19 protein-coding genes and 1 pseudogene are annotated in these 18,981 nt (G+C 46.4%); 7 read left to right on the top strand and 13 right to left on the bottom strand.

Going from position 1 to position 18,981, the window contains the following annotated elements:
- Nucleotides 1-633: 633 nt before the first annotated feature.
- Entirely contained in the window at nt 634-978 is a 345-nt protein-coding gene (locus FYJ45_RS24380) for a hypothetical protein (protein ID WP_154467591.1), read from the bottom strand.
- Nucleotides 979-2,055: 1,077 nt separating this feature from the next.
- Between FYJ45_RS24380 and FYJ45_RS24375 the strand changes: the two genes are divergently transcribed.
- The gene (locus FYJ45_RS24375; protein ID WP_154467590.1) at nt 2,056-3,567 is read left to right on the top strand and encodes a GH25 family lysozyme; all 1,512 of its coding nucleotides are present in this window, start codon (nt 2,056-2,058) and stop codon (nt 3,565-3,567) included.
- An 18-nt stretch (nt 3,568-3,585) separates the two neighbouring features.
- Nucleotides 3,586-4,086, top strand: coding sequence for a hypothetical protein (locus tag FYJ45_RS24370; RefSeq protein ID WP_154467589.1), 501 nt, complete (start codon nt 3,586-3,588; stop codon nt 4,084-4,086).
- Nucleotides 4,087-4,205: 119 nt separating this feature from the next.
- Here FYJ45_RS24370 and FYJ45_RS24365 read toward each other — a convergent pair whose 3' ends face one another.
- The 7 genes and pseudogenes from FYJ45_RS24365 to FYJ45_RS24335 all read right to left on the bottom strand — a co-directional run bounded on the left by FYJ45_RS24365 (nt 4,206) and on the right by FYJ45_RS24335 (nt 9,340).
- On the bottom strand, nt 4,206-5,198 hold the full coding sequence (locus FYJ45_RS24365; protein WP_154467588.1) for a hypothetical protein: 993 nt from the start codon (nt 5,196-5,198) through the stop codon (nt 4,206-4,208).
- A gap of 48 nt (nt 5,199-5,246) precedes the next feature.
- On the bottom strand, nt 5,247-6,551 hold the full coding sequence (locus FYJ45_RS24360; RefSeq protein WP_154467587.1) for a type II restriction enzyme: 1,305 nt from the start codon (nt 6,549-6,551) through the stop codon (nt 5,247-5,249).
- 35 nt (nt 6,552-6,586) lie between these two features.
- Nucleotides 6,587-7,573 carry an aminoglycoside phosphotransferase family protein gene (locus FYJ45_RS24355; protein ID WP_154467586.1) on the bottom strand — a complete coding sequence of 329 codons (987 nt, stop codon included), beginning with the start codon at nt 7,571-7,573 and terminating at the stop codon, nt 6,587-6,589.
- 229 nt (nt 7,574-7,802) lie between these two features.
- Complete coding sequence (locus FYJ45_RS33305) at nt 7,803-7,958, bottom strand: GNAT family N-acetyltransferase (protein WP_408609540.1); 156 nt, start codon at nt 7,956-7,958, stop codon at nt 7,803-7,805.
- A 79-nt stretch (nt 7,959-8,037) separates the two neighbouring features.
- Nucleotides 8,038-8,238: a helix-turn-helix transcriptional regulator gene (locus FYJ45_RS24345; protein WP_154467585.1), complete on the bottom strand. Its 201-nt coding sequence runs from the start codon at nt 8,236-8,238 to the stop codon at nt 8,038-8,040.
- A 10-nt stretch (nt 8,239-8,248) separates the two neighbouring features.
- A pseudogene (locus FYJ45_RS32850) lies at nt 8,249-9,004 on the bottom strand (AAA family ATPase); the annotation flags it as partial.
- Between the two features lie 102 nt (nt 9,005-9,106).
- Complete coding sequence (locus FYJ45_RS24335; RefSeq protein ID WP_235930996.1) at nt 9,107-9,340, bottom strand: helix-turn-helix domain-containing protein; 234 nt, start codon at nt 9,338-9,340, stop codon at nt 9,107-9,109.
- Between the two features lie 178 nt (nt 9,341-9,518).
- Between FYJ45_RS24335 and FYJ45_RS24330 the strand changes: the two genes are divergently transcribed.
- Both FYJ45_RS24330 and FYJ45_RS24325 read left to right on the top strand, forming a co-directional pair.
- Entirely contained in the window at nt 9,519-10,061 is a 543-nt protein-coding gene (locus tag FYJ45_RS24330; RefSeq protein ID WP_154467584.1) for a helix-turn-helix domain-containing protein, read from the top strand.
- Between the two features lie 51 nt (nt 10,062-10,112).
- Complete coding sequence (locus tag FYJ45_RS24325) at nt 10,113-11,066, top strand: EcsC family protein (RefSeq protein ID WP_154467583.1); 954 nt, start codon at nt 10,113-10,115, stop codon at nt 11,064-11,066.
- A gap of 98 nt (nt 11,067-11,164) precedes the next feature.
- Here the strand turns inward: FYJ45_RS24325 and guaA are convergent, their stop codons facing one another.
- The 3 genes from guaA to FYJ45_RS24310 all read right to left on the bottom strand — a co-directional run bounded on the left by guaA (nt 11,165) and on the right by FYJ45_RS24310 (nt 14,349).
- Nucleotides 11,165-12,457 (bottom strand): glutamine-hydrolyzing GMP synthase, encoded by a 1,293-nt coding sequence (gene guaA / locus FYJ45_RS24320; RefSeq protein ID WP_025490936.1) that lies wholly within the window; start codon nt 12,455-12,457, stop codon nt 11,165-11,167.
- A 369-nt stretch (nt 12,458-12,826) separates the two neighbouring features.
- A complete protein-coding gene (locus FYJ45_RS24315) occupies nt 12,827-13,579 on the bottom strand; it encodes an ABC transporter permease (protein ID WP_154467582.1) in 753 nt (250 codons plus the stop codon).
- Complete coding sequence (locus FYJ45_RS24310; RefSeq protein ID WP_195841964.1) at nt 13,576-14,349, bottom strand: ABC transporter ATP-binding protein; 774 nt, start codon at nt 14,347-14,349, stop codon at nt 13,576-13,578. Before FYJ45_RS24310 ends, FYJ45_RS24315 begins: the two co-directional genes overlap by 4 nt.
- A 324-nt stretch (nt 14,350-14,673) precedes the next feature.
- Between FYJ45_RS24310 and FYJ45_RS24305 the strand changes: the two genes are divergently transcribed.
- From FYJ45_RS24305 to FYJ45_RS24295, 3 genes are read left to right on the top strand one after another with little or no spacing between them, the layout of a single operon-like run.
- Nucleotides 14,674-15,117: a LytTR family DNA-binding domain-containing protein gene (locus tag FYJ45_RS24305; RefSeq protein ID WP_035320448.1), complete on the top strand. Its 444-nt coding sequence runs from the start codon at nt 14,674-14,676 to the stop codon at nt 15,115-15,117.
- A 2-nt stretch (nt 15,118-15,119) separates the two neighbouring features.
- Nucleotides 15,120-15,569: a DUF3021 domain-containing protein gene (locus tag FYJ45_RS24300; RefSeq protein WP_154467580.1), complete on the top strand. Its 450-nt coding sequence runs from the start codon at nt 15,120-15,122 to the stop codon at nt 15,567-15,569.
- The gene (locus tag FYJ45_RS24295; RefSeq protein ID WP_154467579.1) at nt 15,566-16,453 is read left to right on the top strand and encodes a GNAT family N-acetyltransferase; all 888 of its coding nucleotides are present in this window, start codon (nt 15,566-15,568) and stop codon (nt 16,451-16,453) included. Before FYJ45_RS24300 ends, FYJ45_RS24295 begins: the two co-directional genes overlap by 4 nt.
- On the opposite strand, the gene FYJ45_RS24290 is transcribed toward FYJ45_RS24295, so the two are convergent.
- Together FYJ45_RS24290 and FYJ45_RS24285 are read right to left on the bottom strand one after the other, a co-directional pair.
- Complete coding sequence (locus tag FYJ45_RS24290; RefSeq protein WP_154467593.1) at nt 16,383-17,888, bottom strand: RsmF rRNA methyltransferase first C-terminal domain-containing protein; 1,506 nt, start codon at nt 17,886-17,888, stop codon at nt 16,383-16,385. The genes FYJ45_RS24295 and FYJ45_RS24290 overlap by 71 nt on opposite strands.
- Nucleotides 17,889-18,078: 190 nt before the next feature.
- Nucleotides 18,079-18,954 (bottom strand): LytTR family DNA-binding domain-containing protein, encoded by an 876-nt coding sequence (locus FYJ45_RS24285; RefSeq protein ID WP_268890974.1) that lies wholly within the window; start codon nt 18,952-18,954, stop codon nt 18,079-18,081.
- Nucleotides 18,955-18,981 lie beyond the last annotated feature (27 nt).

Genomic DNA, 18,981 nt, shown 5'->3' with positions numbered 1-18,981 from the left:
GGACTGACAGTCATTTTGGTATTGACTACTAACATCTGGAAAATGATAAAAATCCAATTGTGTAAAATTTTCAAGGTACTATATGGTAGGTCAGAGAGTTTTTACAAACTCTTTTGACCCCAACATCTTATCTTTAGATAACTGGGCATAATCTTTTACAGAGCTACAATCATATGTTCCATTACCCACGCCAGAATATAATTTAATAGGTGTAGATTTACCCAATTTTTTTGGGACTGAATCAGCACCTATTACATACTTTCCAGTTTCATCTTCATAGAAAGACAAGCCACCAAAATTAGAATTTAAATGGGTACAAATTCGGGACTACAACCGATGGTAAACCTGGATACATTCCCCCGGGAGGTGCCGATACAGTAATCCCTTTTAACAGAGTAATTAACATTACTAACGAAATTGATGGAAATAGGTTTACAATTACTCTCGGATTTCAACCAGATTTATTATATGTAGAATTTGGCAGCAAATATGAAATCAAGCGCTTATATTCGATTTATTCGGGTAACAACGTTGACTCAGTAACCGTTAATTCTGACGGTTTTACCTGTAACTTTAATGCTGGGGTAAGTCCATGTAGGTACAGAGCTGTAAAATTCACATAGTTAAGCACAATCAATCAGCAGATATTGTAAGATATCCTTTTCCGTTATTATTATCACCGGTGGCTGTAAAGACCATATAATCAACATTATAGTTTTCATATTGTGTCATATTTACGGTCCCAGATTCGTTATTAACTGCACCACCCCCTGCGGAAAAGTTATAAAAAAGATTTTCATCTATAAGGAGATTTCCTGAATTATCATATAGACGCATGTTTAGTATGTGTATATAGTCGCGGGTTTTCCACTTTATGGTTTTGTAATACTTATTACCAACTGTGATGCTGACTGTGCTCCCCCAACCACCTATGCTGACTGTACGCAAAAAACCTGCAGGTTGAGGAACAGCTTGCACCCATTGTGTTCCATCCCAATATTCAAGTTTGGTATTATTGAGCCGGAATTTATTTCCACCTAAATTAGAATATTGTTTTTTACTTCAGCTATATTATCATAAATATTTAATTGTATAAGTTAATTACATATGACATTAATCTATTTACTAAAGTTCTAATTTAGGTGGACTTGCTTTAAAGAAGAAAATGGTATTAAATATGTAAGAGGTGCTGATTCAGTGTGGGTCATGTTGGGTAGTGGTATCTATTTTATTGCAGACTATGGGGAACTTAGCGCTTATGGGACATCTCCTAAGACTTATACATTTCCCGTACCAGCCTATGTTAAGTCACACGTCCCTGCATCCGTCTATAATAACGCCGCTAACTATGTAGGGCTGGCGGATACTGTTGTAGGTATAGCTCCAGGAGGGGTACCGGGAAATCATCATCATCCATCCAAATTATCCATCGACAATGGAATAATAACACTTACAGTAGGGGCAAAGGGGGCAAGCTATTACGTGCAGCCAAAAGGGAAACTTTACCTAATAACAGGCAACGTAATCAATGACTAAAACGGGATTTTAGAAACTTAGTAAATAAATACCGAAATTACATCGAAACTCGCAATTGCCAATATTTCCAGTGTTACTTCTAAGAGTTATTCTAATTGTAATTTGCTTCGTAACTGTATTAATTTCAACTGTGTAAGCATCCATCACAAGCCAACTTAAATTAGGCGTATAAACACTTCCCATAAAAACTTTAGAGAGGGCATCTGGTTTCAAAACAATACGTATATTTTCCACATCTGATGAACTGATGTTACCTTCGTAAGGCATTGTTATAATAGGATTGAGAGTTTTACAAGTATTCTGCACAGATCCTAAAAATCTGGCGCTACCCAATTTTTTTCGTACTGCATCAGCACCTACAATGTAGAAATCATTTCCTTCCTGTGCCAGGGCACATCCACCAAAATTAGAATATCATAATCTACCATCATTCCTCATCTACTAAACTAAATCAAAAATTTCCCCTCATCCCAAATCACCGCCTTATCCCTCATCCCCCCACCGAAAGGAGCCCCTCCCATGCCCAACACCCCCGCCACCGCCGTCACCAACGCCAACCACCTCATCACCTCCGGCGTCGTCTACATATACGGCCTGAAATACGAGCCAGTAACCCAGTCCAAAATAAACACCCTGGCAGCAATGTATCCCAACATATACACCCCCGCCATCAAAAAACTGGCCCTTGCCAAGATCGGCAGAACAGGAATCGACTGCTCCGGCTTCGTATGCCATTCTTACGGAATTCCTCACATTAACAGCGCCCAGCTAAAAGCCAGAATGACACACCTATACAAAGTTTCAGATCCGCAAAACCTGCAAAACGGAATGCTCATCTGGCGAAGCGGCCACATCGGCATCGTGGAAATTGACGATACCGGCGAAGCATGGATACTTGAAGCCAAAGGAACCGCCGAAGATCTGGTAAAAACAAAATATACCACCCGTTCCAATGCCTTCACCTACTACGGAGAGCTTGCCGGCATAGATTATTCCGCCGCAAAGAAATACGAACCAGCCTCCCGGCCGCAACCCCCCGCAACCATCCGCGAATTAATCGACATCTCACACCACAACACCATCAATCTCACTCTTGCCGCCTCAAAATATAAAGATATCATCATCCGCGTCGGCTACAGAGCCTACAGCTCCGGAGCCCTTACCCTGGATAAGAAATTCCTTTTCCACGCAAAGGAAGCCCATAAAAACCACATGAATCTCGGCTTCTACATCTACGACCAATCCATCAATGAAACCGAGGCCCGACAGCAGGCGGACTGGATTTGCGAACAAATCCGCCCCTACCCTGTCTCCTACCCCATATTCATTGATTCCGAATATTCCAATCCGAACAAAAACGGCCGCGCCGACAATATCACGAAAGAACAGCGTACAAAAAATATCGTCGCATTCTGTGAACGCATCATGGAACTGGGTTACCTCCCCGGCGTCTACGCCTCCGACAACTGGTTCAAAACCATGCTGATTTTTGACCGTTTGAAAAACTATCAAATCTGGTGTGCAAGATATTCCACAAAGCCTCCCACCATTGGCCATTATGATATATGGCAGTACGGATCCTCCCTTATCCCCGGTTCAGCCGTCCCAATTGACGTAAACCATTTATATAAAGAATATCTCACTAACGCCCAACCGGAAGAAACAGCCTGGAACGAGGTCACCGCTGCTGTTCTCAACGTGAGGGACAAGCCGTCCACCGCCGGAAATATCATCGGCCTGAAACACCGCTACGATAAAGTAAACATCTATTCCCTGCAAAACAACTGGGTCAAAATCAGTCCCGCCGAAAACAAATGGTGCAGCTACAGCTATCTCCGCTCACATAAAGGCCATGTGGTAAACTGCAGTAAGCTGAACTGCAGAAATACCCCCGTTTCCGGTGACATAAGCTTTATTTTATCCCGATACAATACCGTTAACATTCTCCGCCAGGATGCAGTATCCCTCTGGTACTATATAGAATTCAATGGTCATACAGGCTACGTATCAAACAAATATATCTCTCTGTAGAAAGGTTTTTCCCAAAATATGGATATCATAATAGATTCTTTAAAAACATATGACAACGTAACAATCCTCGGCGTCATTCTATTTCTGTCTTCTATTATTACATGCGTATCCAGGCTGCTTAACGCCCTCGGAAGTCTGCTGAATAAATATTACCGGAAAAGAAAGGGCCTTGAGGATAAAAACATTTCTGTCGAAACCACTCTTACCAGACACCAATCCGATATAGAAACCTTAAAACAATACGAAACCGAGACACACAACGACGTAAAAGAAATAAAAACTCTGTTGGAATCACACATTCAAAGAGATAACGAACGTACCATCTCTTCTTTCCGATCCACACTTTACAGGCTTCACATGGAATTTACGAAGCAGAAATACGTCACTCCGGAAGGCCTGAGAACCTTCAAGGAAATAGGAAAAGTCTATGTTGAAGCGGGCGGTGATGATATTTATCACGATAAGCTTGAACCGGAAGTCCTAAAGCTCCCCATCAAATATGAAGAAGATATCCTGTAAAACCCAGTCCCGCTTCCCACATACATTGTCAAAAAAGGAACTGCCTTTTCCCCTAAGGAATCAGTCAGTTCCTACCTTTGCCAAAGCAAATCCCCCATCTGCCGAACAACCTCCGGCCATCAATCCTCTATATGAAACCTATAATCCGTATCATAGGTTCTCACATACAGGACATCACCCTTCCGGATAATATAATCCGGCTTTGATTTTACCGGTAACTGCTCCACGATTTTTCCCGTACCAATATCCAGCTGATACAGATAATCATCCTCCTGCGTAAAACCATATCCTGAAATAAGGATATCCCCGATAATTTCAAAATTATAGGCGTTGGGAACCAAAGGCTCCGATTTCCAGAGCACACTGCCGCTGTCAAGCTCAACCGCCACAATATAGGCATGAAACGGCGCATTGGCCGAATAAGTGCCGTGCCCAAAGGACGCATAAATCACGCCATCCTGTATTCTTGCCCACCAAAGCCTCTGCTCAAAAGAAGCGGTATCATCCACATATCTGTAAGCAGTAAAATCCACCGTCCCTGCCGGCGCAAGGCTTTCTCTGTCAAATATTTTCAGCACATAGCCTTCCCAGTACCCTTCGCCATATACAACATACACCCAATCCTCATCAAAATCAGCCCCGACAACGGACAGGCCATTTTCCTCCACCAGGGGAATCCCCTCCGGCAGGTTACCGGGAGTATCCTGATTGATGTCAAATACATCGTAAAAAGACTTCTCTATCCCATTTTCAGCAAACCATTCTTCCGTATCAATAATAGTATTGGGCTTTTCAAAAACCTGCTCCAGCTTTAGTGCCTGCGCCGACTCCCCGCTGGCTTCTCCGTTAAAATAATAACCATGTCCCGGATTCTCCGCCACAATTGAAATAGGAGCCTGCGCTGACCAGTCATTTTTTTGCAGGACAGCTTCTTCCCCCTGGCTCTCCTCCAGCGCTTCCGTCAGGCCCTCATCCCCCAAAACCGCCTCATTTTCCCCCGATGCTGATTCTAAAGCAGCACCGTTTCCTTCCGTATCCGTCGCCTTCTGCCCGCAGGCCAACCCCAAAAACATAACTGCTGCTGCAATTCCCAATAACAATGTTCTTCTCATTTTCCGCTCCTCTTCCTGTTCCAGTCCTGAGCGCCTTCCCTTCACAGCTTACAGCTTCATCAGATTCCCAATCCACTTCAGCCAACCGGCCACCGAACTCGCCCGCCGCGCCACCTGCCCCTCATTGCACACATGCAGCGCCCTCATTTTATCGGCTATTTTCTTTTTATCCGGCACCTCTCCCGTTTCCATCATCACGTCAAAAAAATCCGCAAATATCCGATGCTCCAAAATCAGTTCCACCAGCTTCAGCTGACGCTTCTTATAATTCAGCCTGAAGATACGGTTGCCCAATGCGGTCAAAGACACCACCTTCTGCCCGTCATCCGCGGTTTTTTCAAATAAACCAAGATATCTCCCCGCATTAAAATAATAATCCGACTGCCGCAGGTCAAAATCCATAAGCTCCGCAATCTGCTGCGTTGTCATGGGATTTTCATACATATTTTCCAACAGCGAAATCACCCGATCCATGGAATTGGCCTGAATAAATGGTATTTTAGTCCCTTCCATGTTGTCATCGGTTTTCACAGCCGTATTCCGACGGACCTCCAGAAGATTCTGCCTGCTGATTTTCGTATCCTGCAGAGAATAATTCTTTGCCTGCACCAGCTCTATGGAGGAATAATCCTCCGGTGCGGCAAAACGATACTCAAACAGCCGGTAAATCATATTTGAGTATACGGAAAAAACAAGTCTTATCGGCTTCTTCACCCTGCTTCGCCAAAGCCTGTAAGGATAATACAGCTGCCTTACATGAAAATCCTCATGGACCACATTTTTAGCCTCCATGATCACCACCGAGGCCTCGTTTTCAAAACCGCCGTCAATCTCACACTGCGCATTGTTGACACTGATTTTCCTTTTGATTTTCCGGTAAGTATCCACTTCAAAGTCAAAGCATCCCGTTCCCATCCGTCCGTTAAAGGTGGAAACATTACCGCTCGTTTCCAGAAAATCATCCAAAATCCCTGAAATGATCAGCACATTGATTGCATTGGCCTCAGAGCTGATGTTATTTATGTCAATGGTTTCATAATCCGGCAGCTCCACCTGCTTCATCCGCGTCACCGGCTCATCAAGCTCCGGAATTTTCTGATAGAGGATAAAATCCCCCAAAACATAGGAGCTGCGGCTGTCCGGCAAAATATTGATCCTATTTTTCCGCAGCACCTCAGGCAGAGAATCCGTGCTGTCCCATTTTGCCATCAGCCGCGGTTCCCTGAACCCCTTAATCTGGCTGGCCTTAATAGGAAAACAGCCGTTTTTTTCAACTTCCTCCAAAACATGATATTTTTCAATAATCGCCTTCCACGCTTCATTTGCGGAAAGACCTTCTTTTCTTTCGGCCATGTTTCCGACTCCTCATTATAATTGCCTTTTTACCATTAGTCCGACTGGCTCAGGCTGTCCAAAACTGCTGTCTTCCTATCCGCATAATAAACGATTTGCTCCACCGTTTTGCGGACCTCCGAAATTCCCAGTTCCTTTTCATCCGCACCGCAGTCTATGCCCAAAACACGTTTGATATTATATTCCAGCCACTCCAACCTGCCGCAGTTACTGTCATAAACAGCCTCCCAATCCTCCGGCGCACTTCCGCCCGCCGCAAGATAAGCCCTCACAAACACCCGGAGCAGTTCAAAATCAACCGCCCGCTCTTCATACCCCGACCAGCACAAAGCCAGCTCCATAAGCTCCAAAAAAGGATTGGAATATGAAAGGCACTCCAAATCAATAATACGGTAATCCCTGCCGTTCCATAAAATATTTTTACAGTCCATGTCATTATGGCAGATGGCTGCCACCTGCGGAAGCCTCTTTACCGCCGCATTTCCCCGCGCCTGACAGTCACAAAGCAGAGAACGATTATCCTTTAAAAGCTGGCAAAGCCCGCTGTTTTCAGCCTCCAGCCCCCTGATATAAAAATCCCAGTCAATACGGATTTCATTGCGAACAAAAGGCGCCTCTCTTTTATCGATATTGTGAATGAGCGCCAATATTCTGCCAGCCTCGGCACAATGAAATTCTTTAATCCCGCCGCTCTTTAGCGCCCTTCCATCATACCAGGGAAAAAGGTAAAAATACTGTCCACTAATCTCCTGCATCTTTTTATGCTCATAGGTTATCGCCGGCAGAATAGGAATCCCGTTCTTTTCCAGAATCTCCTCCAGCCGCTCAGCCGTATCAAAATTAGCCTTAGCCTCCGGCCGCAGCATAACATGGGGATTCAGCAGCTTAACCGCATATCTGCCCCTTGTTGTTTCCAGTGAAAACATTTTGTGCATAAGCCCGCCGCTTAACCGGACAGGCGGCAGCAGGAGCCTTCCCAAATCCAGTTGTGAACATATATTTTCAAATATCCGGTCAGGCATCCGGTTCCCGCCTTTTCGAAATATATTTCTTATATCATAACTTTACTTTTACTTCCTGTAAACCAAAACAGTACTTTTATCCATACAAAAAGGGACCTTGAAAACAGTCCCTTGCGCAGGGGCTGTTTTTCCACAGCCCCCTTTTTTACAGTTATTCATTAAAATCATAGCTCATCCTTAAAAAACCGCCGCTTCCGGCATACGTTTCCTGCTCCAGCTTATCCCGGATTCAGAATCCTGCCGAAGCATAGCATTTTACCGCCCGATGATTCCATTCCCGCACATCCAGATAAACAGCCTTTGTCCCATACAAATGCCGGCTCTCCTGAACTGCCAGCCTGATAACCCGGCTTCCATATCCCTTCGAACACAGATCCGGACGAATCCCAATACCCAGAAAAACCGCCTGAAAACAATTACACTTTTATTGTACGCATTTTTACCATTACCACAATTACATATGTCTAATCAAAGATAAATATCTCTTCAATTGACGCTCCTACTGCCCTGGATATATCAATCGCCAGCTTCAACGATGGATTATACTGCGCTTTCTCCAGACGCATTATCGTTTCCCTGCGCACACCCACCATTTCGGCCAGCTGTTCCTGCGTCAAATCCTCCATAAGCCGATATTTCTTTAATCTGCATTCAAATTCCGCCATACCTTATTCCGCCGCCTAACACTTCATCTGCGGTAATCTCATAATCTCCGAGCCACTGAAAACCGTTCTCCGACAATTCAAAAGCTTTCGGATGTCCAAACGCCGCCAAATTGTTTTTTATCTGAACTACTGCTCTTATATTTGCTTCCCCCTCTACCCTGCCAACCAGCAGGACACTTCTGGCTACCGCAAAGAAATCAATAGACCCCATACCTCCGTACGCCGCTTTATTTCCAGCCGCTTTATTCATGTGCCCTACAAGTACAATGGCACACTGATATTTTTCTGCCAGAGCAGCCAGTTTTTTGTCATATCTCTTGCTTCGTTTGCCCGGTTCATATCCATATCACTGCCAAGATATGCCTGTATCGGATCTAAAATCAGCAGCTTTGCTTTTGTCCTAATGACCGCTTCTTCCAAACGTTCATCAATCATGGACAAAGATTTTACGCTTTCATCAATTACCGAAATTCTTTCACAGTCTGCCCCTGCTGCTTCCAGCCGAGGCTTCACTGTATCCGCCAATCCATCCTCTGCACTCTGATAAATCACATTCAACGGATCTTCCAGTTTCATATCACTGTCTAAGCCCTCGCCCTTTGATAGCTTTGCCGCTATATTCAATACCAGTGTTGTCTTGCCATCTCCCGGATCGCCCTGCACAATCGTCAGTTTTCCATATGGGATAAACGGATACCACAGCCATGTTACTTCCCTGTATCTCCGACATTTTAATCATCTGTAATTCTGTTCTGGTTTCTTCCATGAATGTCCTCCATTTTTTGAAATTCTCATTGTCTGCGGAAGCAACCTCTGCTATACTTAACTTGCGAATATTGATAACAGAGGTTTTCCAGTTATCACAGCCCTAACAGTTGCCGCTGTCGGGGCTTTTTTCATTTCCGTCCTGCCATAAATATTTTGCACCGTCCAACATCCCTTCAAAATATTTTGTTGGAACTTTGCCGCAGATTGTTCGATAGCCTATCGATTTTAATTCTTCATTCATCCCTCGGATAATCTTGTAGGCATATCCTGTTGATACCCCCAGCATTTCTGCTGCTTCTTCTGCTGTCACATACATTTTCTTTAATTTCTCCATACATTGTCCTCCTTTATTTTTTATAGGTACTTTTGTCCCTATGTCGTGTTTTTATTATACAGGCTCTTTTGTCCCTCGTCAACATATTATTCAAGATTTATTTGTTTATTTACTTGTGATATGTTAGAATACAAATGTCCCTATTATTTTATATTTTCAATTGTAAAGGAGTTATCCTATGACTGTAGGTGAAAAAATAAAGACATTCCGAACTATCCGGGGAATTTCACAGAATATGTTAGGAGAACTGGCTGGCATAGATGGAACGACCATCCGTAAATACGAATTAGGAAGCCGGAACCCCAAACCCGATCAGCTTTTAAAGATTGCTAATGCTCTGGGTGTGAGTATCAATGTATTTACGGATTTTGATATAGAAACCGCTTCTGATGTCCTTACCTTACTTTTCAAAATGGATGAGCAAGTAGATATGGAAATTGACGGAGAAAAGGATAAAGACGGAAATCTGCTTCCTGATACAATCTATATTCGCTTTAAACACCCGGAAATCAATAACAGACTTGCCAAATTTGCTAAAGCAAAAAAATTACAGGAAAATCTGATTGCTTCCAAAGACGCTTTTCCAAGTGAAGAGGCTTTTCAGCATGAGTTAGAGCAGATGAACGAAACGTGTGAACAAATCAAACAGCATTTAGTTGATACAAACAGAGTTGTGAAAAAAGGAACTTCTGGAATATCTGTCAAAGTATATTCCGAATAAGACACTTTTCGCTAAAATTACATGTGCTGTTCTGGAAAGGGGGAATGAGAGATGAAAAAGAATATAGAGCATAATTCAACAGATACCAAAAACTTTAAAGAGACTTTAAATCAAGCAGTCAAAAATGCTGGAACAGCAGTTTCTTCTACAACAGAAAAAGCTAAAACAGCCCTTACAAAATCTAAAGATTCTATTCTGAAAACAATTGATACGAATGGCAATGGAGAAATTGATATTGAAGATTTTATTATTATCGGCTTACAAACTCCCGGAATCAAAGTCAATCGGACAGATTTTTTGAATCGAGAACTAATGAAAAATTATCCTCCAGAAGTAATTGAATCGGCTATTACACGTAATCCAGCTTACGCTCAGATACCGGCTTGTGAAATTGACAAAATCGCAGACGAAGTAATAAAATTTGAGCGAAACTGCGTTTCTGGAATTTCCGCTGCATTGGGAGCACCCGGCGGCGTTGCAATGGTTGCTACTATCCCCGCTGATTTAGTTCAATACTATGGCTATATGCTTCGTGCTGCTCAGAAACTTATGTACTTATATGGTTTCCCAGAAATCGACACCACCGAAAAGGAGCACAAATTTGATTCCGAAACTATGAATTTGCTAATTATCTGCCTCGGAGTTATGTATGGTGTTCAGGGAACAAATACCGCCCTTAAAGCAATGGCAACCGCCTTAGGAAAAGGTGTGGAAAAGAAATTGATGAATGCCGCTCTTACAAAAGGAACAATCTATCCAATTGTAAAAAGTGTTTCAAAATGGTTTGGCGTTAATATGACAAAACAGGTATTTGCCGGCTTCTTCAAAAAAGCGATTCCCGTTGTCGGAGGCGTAATAGGCGGCGGTATTACATATTTATCATTTAAGCCTTGTTGTGATAAGTTAAAAGAATCCTTGCGTGATACACTGTTAAGCAACCCTGAATATCATTCTACGAAAGAAGAATCTGTTATCATTGACGCTATTGAAATTCAAGAAATGTAAATTCAATATTCTAAAAAAATTAGAGCCATTTTAGAGCCAAATGACATAAATCAACCCCGGAAATGCCCATTTTATCAGCATCTCCGGGGTTCTGTCTGTTACTCAAACTCAATCGTAGCCGGCGGCTTAGGCGACATATCATAGCAAACCCGGTTCACATTCTCCACTTCATTCAGAATACGGTTTGTAATCTTCTCCAGCACATCCCAGTCTACCTTCTCAATGCTTGCGGTCATGGCGTCAATCGTATTGATTGCCCTGATAATCACCATATACTCGAAGCATCTGGCATGATTTTTCATACCAACCGACTTAAAGTCCGGCACTACCGTAAAATACTGCCAAACCTTCTTATCCAGGCCGGCTTTTTCGAATTCCTCTCTCAGAATCGCATCAGACTCTCTTACCGCCTCCAGCCTGTCGCGGGTAATTGCGCCCAGACAACGCACACCCAGTCCGGGGCCGGGGAAGGGCTGACGGTAAACCATGCTCGCAGGAAGGCCCAGCTCAATACCGCAGGCACGAACCTCATCCTTGAACAGCTGCTTCAAAGGCTCTACCAGTTCAAACTGCAGATCCTCAGGCAGGCCGCCCACATTGTGATGGGATTTTACCATTTTTGCAGTCTTGGTGCCGCTTTCGATGATGTCGGGATAAATGGTTCCCTGTCCCAGGAAATGAATGCCGTCCAGCTTTCTGGCCTCTTCCTCAAATACACGGATAAACTCTCCGCCGATAATCTTTCTCTTCTGCTCCGGATCCGCAACGCCTTCCAGCTTGCCGAGGAAACGCTCCGTGGCATCCACATAAATCAGGTTTGCATGCAGCTGGTTCTGGAATACCTCGACTACGCTTTCGGACTCATTTTTACGCATCAGGCCGTGGTTTACATGCACACATACCAGCTGCTGACCGATAGCCTTAATCAGCATAGCGGCCACTACTGAGGAATCCACACCGCCTGACAGTGCAAGAAGAACCTTCTTGTCTCCCACCTGACGGCGAATCAGCTCCACCTGATCCTCAATGAAATTCTTCATATTCCAGTTGGTTTCCGCCTTGCACTGATTTAAAACAAAATCCTTCAGAACCTCCTGTGCGGGAACCGAGTCAAATTTCTGTTCACATTTGGCAGTGGGATGGTTAATTGCCATAACCGGATAACCGCAGTCATACAGCGCGGGATCGATATCCACAGCCTTGCCGTCAACCACGCGGTTTTCTCCGCCGTTTAAAATAATACCCTTTACATTGTCCAGAGCCTTCAGCCCATCCACAGTGATGTCATGGGGATGGATTTCACTGTACACACCCATGTCACGGATTGCGCGCGCAACAACAGTGTTTTCCGTACTGCCCAGGTCCAGTATAACGATCATGTCCTGTTTCATCTTCACGTCTCCTTGTTCTTTGATGTGACAGCGGAGCAGAAAAAACGGAAAATCCGTATCTTCTCCCTGCCGTCCTGCTGCCAAAAAAAGTTCTCAAATCTCGTAACAGTACAACGAGCTGAACTGCTACAAAATTTCTACACAAAACCATTATAACTGTATACTCCTGTTTTTTCCAGAAAATATTGTCTTTTTCCACGCTTTTGTATACCCGCCTAAAAATTTTTTTCTCTTCCCCGCTTCTTCCGGCAATTTCTCACATTTATCCCATATTACTGCGGAATTTTCCTGGCCGCATTGCACTTGCTCTGACAAACTCCCTGCCATTCCCCTCCCACAGCCTGCAGCTCTCCCTATTTCCTCCCAACGCTACACCCAGCTCTTCCTCCGGTAAAGCGCCGCCCCCGACGCCGTGCAGACGATCAGGATTGTGCCCAGCACCACCAGGCTCTTCCTGTATTCCTCAAATGCCGCCCCCAGAAATACGCCCTGCAGAAGCTCCACAACATAGGTCAGCGGAAGCCACGCGGAAAACTTTTTCACCGCCTCAGGGAACATTTCCTTCGGCATCGTCGCCCCGGAGAGGAAAATCATGACAAAATAGGAAACATAACAGAGAAGGTTGCTGATTTTCATATCCCGCGCAATTGCCGTAAAGAAAAAACCCAGGGAAAAAACAGCGCCGATGGACAAAAGCAGCGCACCCAGAATAACCCAAAAGCTGCCCTCGGTTTTGATATCATAAACCAGCTTTCCAGCCGCAAACAGCAGCGCAAAGCCAGCCAGCGTCATCAGCAGGTTGACAAGCACCTGCGCCGCAATGACCACGCCCTTCCCCGCCGGAGTGGCGTCAAAGCGTTTGTAAATCCGGCTTTCCTTATAGCCGGCCAGCGTCAGCGGAAACGCCATCAGCCCGGTAACGCCGATGATCATGGCCGAATAGGCCGGCACGGAAACATCCATCGTCCCTCTGCCTCCGAAATAAGCCGAAGGCTCATTTCCATAAATGCTTCCATAAAGCAACAGCATCAGGAGAGGAAAAACAAAGGTAAAAAAGAAGCCATAAAAATCTCTCAGAAAGAGCAATGCCTCAATACGGAAAACAGCCAGCAGTTTTTTCATAATATCCCCTCCATGGTCACCACATTCGTTTTGGGCGAAATCAACAGATACATCTTTTCCAGAGACATATCCTCCCTCCAGCCTTCCCCCTGTGTCTTTCGTTTCACATACGCCCGGAACTCCTCCTGCGTCCCCAGGAATTCCTGCCGCCCGTTCACCAGATACAGAAGCCGGTCCGCAAGGGCCTCCACCTCGTCCAGATAATGGGACACCAGCAAAATGCCGGTTCCCGCCTCTTTTATCCGCCGCAGGCTTTCCCACAGGCCGTGACGGATTTCCGGATCAAGCCCGGTGGTCAGCTCATCAAGGAGCAACAGACGCGGGCGGGGCAGCAGGGCAAGGAGCACTGACAGCCGTTGTTTTTCCCCGCCGGACAGTTTTTTTACCGCACGGCCCGCCTTTTCCCCCAGGCCCAGCTGTTGTAGGAGCAGATGCCAGTCGGCAGGATTTTCATAAAAAGAAGAGAACAGCCCGCAAAGCTCCTTTACTTTAATTTTGTCAGGATATTCCGCCTCCTGCAGCTGTATCCCCATTTCCCGGTACACCTGACTGCGGTTCTTAAGCGGGTTCACCCCGAAAACCTGCACGCTCCCTGAAGTGGGCCTGCGCAGTCCCTCCACACATTCTACCGTAGAGGTTTTCCCGGAGCCGTTAGGCCCGATGACGGCAAGTATTTCTCCTGCCTTCATGCGGAAGGATACGTCCTTCACCGCGCATACCGACCCATAATCCAGCCGCAGCCTATCTATTTCCACAAGTGTCTTATCCATATGCATTCCTCCTTTTTCTTCATCATAAGCAGCTGCGGCCTGCACGGCAACAGACGGCGTGTGAAATGCAGGTTTTGCAGGGCAACCTGCTTATAACGGAGATAAAGCGCATTTCCTTTCCCCCGTTTTATGATATAATGTCGGCGTAGGGACATTATATAGCTGCGCATGCTGATTTCTGCGCCCGCCGCAGAAATCCGGGCGCTAAATTCCGCCGGAGGCTCATATCCGCAGAGCGGATATGATATAATGGAAAAATGTTATAATCAGTCAGTTCACAGCCGCTTTGAAAGACTCAAACCGTTGCAAAGGAGGGAACCGCCCATGCGTGTGGAGCTGAAAATCGATCCGGCCTGCCAGGAACCCTGCGCGGTCATAAACGCCGCCAGGCTGACCCCGAACCTGCAGGCCGCCATATCGCTTCTGGAAAAAGAAGGGGAAGAAAACGTGTTCCCCGCCCAGCGTGATGGGAAAACCTATCTTATTGAGCCGGACGCCATAGAAATTATCCGCACGGAGGGCCGCGAACTCGCGCTCTACGACCGGCAGAAAAGGCGCTTTCTGTTAAACAGGCCTCTGTACGAGCTGGAAAAACAGCTGGGAAAAAATTTCGTACGCATTTCCAAGTCGGCGCTTGTCAGCATCCGCCGGATCAGCCATGTAGAAGCCTCTTTCAATGGCACGATGGAGCTTGTGATGAAAAACGGAGTGGAGGAAGTGATTACCCGAAGCTACCGTCAGCAATTCAAACAACGACTGGGGGTATAGATATGAGCATAAAAAAAGTTATCAACTATCTTTTCCTGGGAATTTCGTGGGGCTGCACCTTTTTCGTATTTACCTGCCTTATCGGTTATCTCATCAGCGGCCCGGCTTTCCTTGCGCCTATTGTGAATAATTTTCCAAGGCAGGTCTTGGGCGCCGTATTTGTTGGTATCGCCTGCGGCTCCACCAGCATCGTTTACCGAATTGACAGGCTTTCCCTCGGTATACAGATTCTGATTCATTTCACGCTTGGCATGAGCGGATATTTTCTGGCCGCTTTTTATCTGGGATGGATCCCGCTGGAAAATAAATGGTACATGATGACCTTTATCATCCTGGGCGTTCTGATTTTTACGGCAATCTGGAGTATTTTTTTCTTTTACAACAGAAGGGAAGCAAGAAAAATGAATGAACGGCTGAAGGAACTGAACAGGGAGGAACAGGAAAACAAATGAAATACAAGCTGGAAAAAAATGTGCGTGATACCGCGCCTGTAAGAAATGCCTTTAACGCTCTGGCCATGCAGACCTTTCAGCTGTCCTTTGAGGGCTGGTATGAAAACGGCTGCTGGTCACAGCGCTATCAGCCCTATACCCTGATGGACGGCGGTACTGCTGCCGCAAATGTATCCGTCAATCTGATGAAAACCCGCTGGAACGGGCAGATAAAAAACTATATCCAGCTGGGCACAGTCATGACTCATCCGGCTTACCGCAACCAGGGGATTTCCCGCTATCTGATTGAAGAAATCTTCAGGGACTGGGAGGAGCGCTGCGACGGCTTCTATCTGTTTGCCAACGAAACCGTACTGGATTTCTATCCCCGTTTCGGTTTTCGCAGGGAAACGGAATACCAGTGCAGCCTTCCGCTTACCCCTTCTGCGGACGGAAAACGGGGAAAGGCGCGCAGGCTGGATATGGACTCTCCTTCCGGCCGCAGCCTGCTGGAAGCCCATTACCGGATGTCCAATCCTTTTTCCCTGCTGCCTTCGCTGGATAATTTTAACCTGCTGATGTTTTACTGCGGTTCGTTTCTGAAGGACTGTGTATATTATCTTCCGGAATACGACGCGGCAGCAGTCGCAGAGCAGGATGTAACATCCGGGACGTTACTCTGCCATGACATTTTCTGTCCCCCGGGTCACTCCCTGCAGGAAATTTTGTCCTGCCTTGCTCCTGCAGGCACGCAAAAAGCGGTTCTGGGATTTCTGCCGGATGGAATCCCAGACAGCCTTCTCACACCGCTTTCCAATGAGGATGACACTCTTTTTACACGTATTCCGAAAGAAAATCCCTTCGACGGGCACAGGCTGAGATTTCCCGATCTGTCCCATGCCTGATTTCGTACATTTGGCGGATACTGCAAACCGCCTCAGCAGCTCCGTTCTTTCTCAGCCCCTTGGGATAATGATTTTTCATGATTCCGCCGGCCAGCTTGCCCCAGCCGACGCTGTAGCCGTCCGCTGTTATCAGATGCCAGCCCTTTCCGCCTTCCCCGCGGTAAACACCCACATCCTCCCGGAACGTCTCTCCGTTCAGATAGCCATAAATTTCCCGGCTGTCTGAGGGAAGGTCACAGGAAAAACACACCTCCTCCGGCTTCAGCGCCAGAGCAAGCGCATGGGAAGGCTCAAACCGGTTCTTTTTTCTCGTGCCCAGATGCAGTCCCGGCCGCAGTACCTTCAGCCCCTTAAGAGGCGGCATTCCCTGAGGCGCCAGATAAAGCTGATCACCGAAGGCAATAAAAATCCCTTCCTGCCGTATCTTCAGATATTGATTTTCAAATTCCAGATAATCTGCATATTCCTTCACCGACAGGCCCTTTATGCCGTCCCGGCGCACAGGCATCCGCTCCGTCTCCGATACGCTGCCTTCCTTTTTAAGAACCGCCAGGAAATGCCCCTCGCCCCTGATTTTATGAGGCCACAGCCGCATTGTCCTGGCAAGCTCTTCTCTTCCGCCAGGCACCCAGTCCTGCCGTCCTGCCGCAAAACCCTCCGACATATCCACATTCACCAGCGTAAAATCGGGGAAGCGATCCAGAAAACGGTTGATGCTCCCTTCATTTTCCTGCGGGGCAAAGGTGCAGGTGGAATACACAAGAAGCCCGCCGCTTCGCAGCATCTGCTGCGCGCTGTCAAGAATCGTATCCTGTCTTTCAGCGCACATCTCCACATTTTCCAGGCTCCATTCCCCGCAGGCTTCTTCATTTTTGCGGAACATCCCTTCCCCGGAGCAGGGCGCATCCACCAGAATCCGGTCAAAAAACCCGGAAAAACGTTCTGCCAGCCGCTCCGGCGTCTCATTGGTGACCACCGCATTGCGGATGCCCATCCGTTCTATGTTTTCAGACAGTATTTTTGCCCGGGCAGGATGGATTTCATTACATACCAGCAGTCCCCCGCCCTTCATCTGTGCCGCGATCTGGGTGCTCTTCCCTCCCGGCGCCGCACACAAATCAAGAACCCTTTCCCCGGGACGCGCCTGCAGGAACTGAGCGGGAGCCATGGCGCTGGGCTCCTGGATATAATAAACGCCCGCCTCATGAAGCGGATGCTTCCCGGGCTGCTGCGCCTTGTCATAATAAAAACCTGTTTTCGCCCAGGGAACCGGCGTCAGGGAAAAAGGCCCTGTCCGCGCAAAATCCTCCGGCTCCGCCTTCAGCGGATTTATCCGCAGGGCCTGATGCCTTTCCTCCTTCAGCGCCTCGGAAAACGCCTCATATTCCTCCCCCAGCATTTCTTTCATTCTGTTTACAAAGCTCTCTGGAAGCATTATCATGGTTCCTTTCTGTTAATTATCATAAGCGGGGACCGAACGGACACAGCACTTCTAAAGGAACTTTACCAGATTTTCTTCCTGAATGCCAGTGGTAATTTTACATTTTCCTGTCCCGTGCGGCGGACACAGAGGAACAGACACCGGACGGCGGAGCCTGAACAGGGTACGGACTGTAAACCGCATTTTATAGAACAAACAATAAGAAAAGCAGTACCATGGTTCCCTTAAGGTTCCGGTTCAGCGGCAGGTAAATCGAACCGAACAAAAGCCCAATCGCAACTCCTTCCGATCCTATCAAAAGACTTCCTTTGGTAAAAATGTGGGCAAGCCCCCAAGTCAGCCCCATGACAATCCCGCCATAGGGGATTTCCCGGTTTTTAAACCAGGTCTCAAAGGCCAACTGGGCAAATACCAGAATCAGTGTAAAAAGAAGCGTTTCAAACACATAATATATGTACTGGAAGATAAAAAGAAGCGTACCATAGGACTTCCATTCAAGATATACCTTAAAACCTCCCCAGTCCATCACAGAGGCGTAGATTTTAAGTGCCGCTCCCGCCGCCACCAGCGCCCACTGCCAGAGCTTAACCGTTTTCAGGCTGCCCTCAAACAGCTTCAGGCCATACTTCTTTTCCCCCGTCCGCAGTACCCAAGCCGCCACCAGTCCCCAGGAAATACAGGTGATAATCCAGTATACAATCGTCTGCCAGGTATTCCACCCCTCCATGGACGCCCCGTACAGCAGGGGTTCCAGCTGCAGAAAATCATTTTTATAGGAACGGTTCAGAATCACTTTTTCACCGTTATCCAGCACAAGCTGCATTTTCATGTTCACATCTGCTTTGATTTTCCGTACTCTGTAAATATTTACCACAATAGATTTACTGATACGGATAAAACCGAGTTCGGAATATTTCTCTGCCACGGCCTGGATTCCCTGCTCCACCTGAAATACCTCTTCCTCCAGGCAGGCAAAGCACTTCCTGTCCACCGCCTCAAAGTAATATACCTCCTCCGGCTTAAAATATAAAGCTGCAGGAGTCTTCGTGAAAGGTTGCAACGGTGTACAAAGGGAACATAATAAAAA

Origin of the sequence: Eisenbergiella porci (assembly GCF_009696275.1) — a bacterium.
Lineage (GTDB): Bacteria > Bacillota > Clostridia > Lachnospirales > Lachnospiraceae > Eisenbergiella > Eisenbergiella porci.
Note: the sequence above shows the minus strand (reverse complement) of the source record. Positions and strands in the feature narration are given on the sequence as shown.

Coding starts and splice junctions, on each gene's coding strand:
- FYJ45_RS24375 (WP_154467590.1), top strand. CDS start 2,056: ATGCCCAACACCCCCGCCACCGCCGTCACCAACGCCAACCACCTCATC.
- FYJ45_RS24370 (WP_154467589.1), top strand. CDS start 3,586: ATGGATATCATAATAGATTCTTTAAAAACATATGACAACGTAACAATC.
- FYJ45_RS24365 (WP_154467588.1), bottom strand. CDS start 5,198: ATGAGAAGAACATTGTTATTGGGAATTGCAGCAGCAGTTATGTTTTTG.
- FYJ45_RS24360 (WP_154467587.1), bottom strand. CDS start 6,551: ATGGCCGAAAGAAAAGAAGGTCTTTCCGCAAATGAAGCGTGGAAGGCG.
- FYJ45_RS24355 (WP_154467586.1), bottom strand. CDS start 7,573: ATGCCTGACCGGATATTTGAAAATATATGTTCACAACTGGATTTGGGA.
- FYJ45_RS24345 (WP_154467585.1), bottom strand. CDS start 8,238: ATGGCGGAATTTGAATGCAGATTAAAGAAATATCGGCTTATGGAGGAT.
- FYJ45_RS24335 (WP_235930996.1), bottom strand. CDS start 9,340: ATGGAGAAATTAAAGAAAATGTATGTGACAGCAGAAGAAGCAGCAGAA.
- FYJ45_RS24330 (WP_154467584.1), top strand. CDS start 9,519: ATGACTGTAGGTGAAAAAATAAAGACATTCCGAACTATCCGGGGAATT.
- FYJ45_RS24325 (WP_154467583.1), top strand. CDS start 10,113: ATGAAAAAGAATATAGAGCATAATTCAACAGATACCAAAAACTTTAAA.
- guaA (WP_025490936.1), bottom strand. CDS start 12,457: ATGAAACAGGACATGATCGTTATACTGGACCTGGGCAGTACGGAAAAC.
- FYJ45_RS24315 (WP_154467582.1), bottom strand. CDS start 13,579: ATGAAAAAACTGCTGGCTGTTTTCCGTATTGAGGCATTGCTCTTTCTG.
- FYJ45_RS24310 (WP_195841964.1), bottom strand. CDS start 14,349: ATGGATAAGACACTTGTGGAAATAGATAGGCTGCGGCTGGATTATGGG.
- FYJ45_RS24305 (WP_035320448.1), top strand. CDS start 14,674: ATGCGTGTGGAGCTGAAAATCGATCCGGCCTGCCAGGAACCCTGCGCG.
- FYJ45_RS24300 (WP_154467580.1), top strand. CDS start 15,120: ATGAGCATAAAAAAAGTTATCAACTATCTTTTCCTGGGAATTTCGTGG.
- FYJ45_RS24295 (WP_154467579.1), top strand. CDS start 15,566: ATGAAATACAAGCTGGAAAAAAATGTGCGTGATACCGCGCCTGTAAGA.
- FYJ45_RS24290 (WP_154467593.1), bottom strand. CDS start 17,888: ATGCTTCCAGAGAGCTTTGTAAACAGAATGAAAGAAATGCTGGGGGAG.